The 1899-nt window shown below is 59.1% G+C and carries 2 protein-coding genes; both read right to left on the bottom strand.

Going from position 1 to position 1899, the window contains the following annotated elements:
• Positions 1-421: transposase (locus tag GGR43_RS23285; protein ID WP_188074082.1), on the bottom strand; the 421-nt coding region annotated here is incomplete at its 3' end.
• 5 nt (positions 422-426) lie between these two features.
• Positions 427-1614 carry a tyrosine-type recombinase/integrase gene (locus tag GGR43_RS23280; RefSeq protein ID WP_188074081.1) on the bottom strand — a complete coding sequence of 396 codons (1188 nt, stop codon included), beginning with the start codon at positions 1612-1614 and terminating at the stop codon, positions 427-429.
• Positions 1615-1899: the final 285 nt, after the last annotated feature.

Below are 1899 nucleotides of genomic sequence, written 5' to 3'. Positions count from 1 at the left end.
CGACTTCCACGATCTTGCCGAATCCTCCCACCGGATCGTCACCGTCAACCTGCCCCATATATTCGCGGATCATGTGGCACATGCGCCAAGCGGTCTTGTAGGTGACGCCTAGTTGGCGCTCGGCTTCCTTGGCCGCCACGCCGTTCCGCGAGGCGCAGAACTGGAACATCACGAAAAACCAGTCGCGCAGACTGGTGCGGGTGCGGTCGAATGGCGTTCCAGCAGTCGGGTAAACCTGCGCGCCGCAATACTCGCAAGCGTAGGAGCGGCGGCCCTTCACGCGATAGAAATGGGCCGACTTGCCGCACCTTTCGCAATCGTGGCGATCCCCATAGCGGACGCGCATCAGGTGATCGAGGCAGCTATCCTCGGTCGGGAAGCGGTCTTGGAACTGGCGCAGCGTGGGGGCTTTGTTGCTCATGCCCATTATATGCCATATCCGCCTACTTGTTTCAAGGGGATAATAACCATCATCTTAACGCGCTCGTCCCAATATTGCCCACGGTTGTAGATGCCGCGCACGGCATCGCTGTCCCCGTGAGCGAGCGCCCGCTCGATCGCATCGGGATGCCATTTCCCACTTTCGTTAAGCAGGGTCGAGGCAGTCGTCCGCAAACCGTGTGCGGTGACTTCATCGCTTGTGTAGCCCATCCGCCGCAACCCCTGATTCATGGTGTTCTCGCTCATCGGGCGGCGGGTCGTATGGAAGGCGGGGAAGAGATAGCCTTCCGGTCCGCTGAATTGCTGCAATTCGCGCAGATAGCCAACGACTCGATCTGAAAGCGGAACGGCGTGCGGACGGCGCATCTTCATACGCTCGGCCTTGATCCGCCAAATCTTGGCTTCAAGATCGAACTCGTCCCATGTCGCCTGCCGCAATTCACCCGGCCTCGCCATCACGTGAGGCGCGATCTGCAATGCCAAGCGGGTGATCGGCGCACCCTGAAAATTGTCGATGCTTCGCAGCAGCTCGCCTAACTTGTGCGGGTCCAAAATCGCAGCATGGTGCTTCACCTTGGGGGCGATCAACTGTCCAGCGAGCATCGCGGCCGGGTCGCTTTCCGCACGTCCGGTAGCAGCAGCATATCGAAACACGCGGCTGGCGAAAGAGCGGCATCGCTTGGCCGTTTCATGTTTCCGCTGCCCTTCCAGACGACGAAGGACGGCAAAAAGTTCAGCGGATTTGATTTCGGCCAAAGGCCGGCCGGTAATCGGCTTCAATTGAAGCAGCAGCCATTTTGCCTTGTCCACCGTGACGGCAGCACGCCCTTCTTTGAGCAGTTTGTGCTCTATATACTCGTCGGCGACCGCTCCAAATGTATTGGCCGCGTTGAACTGCGCCGTAATCTTTGCCTGTTTGCGCTCAGCGCCGGGATCAATGCCGTCACGCAAGACACTCCGCGCATCATCTCTCCGCTGCCGCGCTTCCTTGAGCGACACTTCCGGGTATCGCCCAAAGGACAAAACCCGTGGCCGCCCGACGAACCGATAGCGAAAGCGCCAGAGCTTCGATCCGCTGGTCGCGACTTCGATGCAAAGGCCCTTCTCGTCCGCAACAGCATAGACACGATCCTTGGGCTTCAAAGCCCGGATGGCGGCGTCGTTCAAAGCCACGACAGTTCTCCCCGGCTGGCGGGGTGTGTATATGACGCCCGCCCGTGCGGCGGATATATACACAAGTCTATACACCGAATCGTTGCATCACCCAGACACATCGAGACACACCCCGCTATGGAACATACCGATAAATAGCAGATTTCCGCCGTTTTGGCGATACTCTTGGCTCTGTCGGGGGACGGGTAAATGGTGCCCAGAAGAGGAGCGTAGCAGGGCTGGCTGTCGAGATCGGCGGGATGGCTCAGATTTTGTCCTGCCTTTTCAATGTCGAGAGGCGGGGGC

The organism is Sphingobium jiangsuense, assembly GCF_014196495.1.
Taxonomy (GTDB): domain Bacteria; phylum Pseudomonadota; class Alphaproteobacteria; order Sphingomonadales; family Sphingomonadaceae; genus Sphingobium; species Sphingobium jiangsuense.
This window is presented reverse-complemented; position numbering and strand designations above follow the sequence as displayed.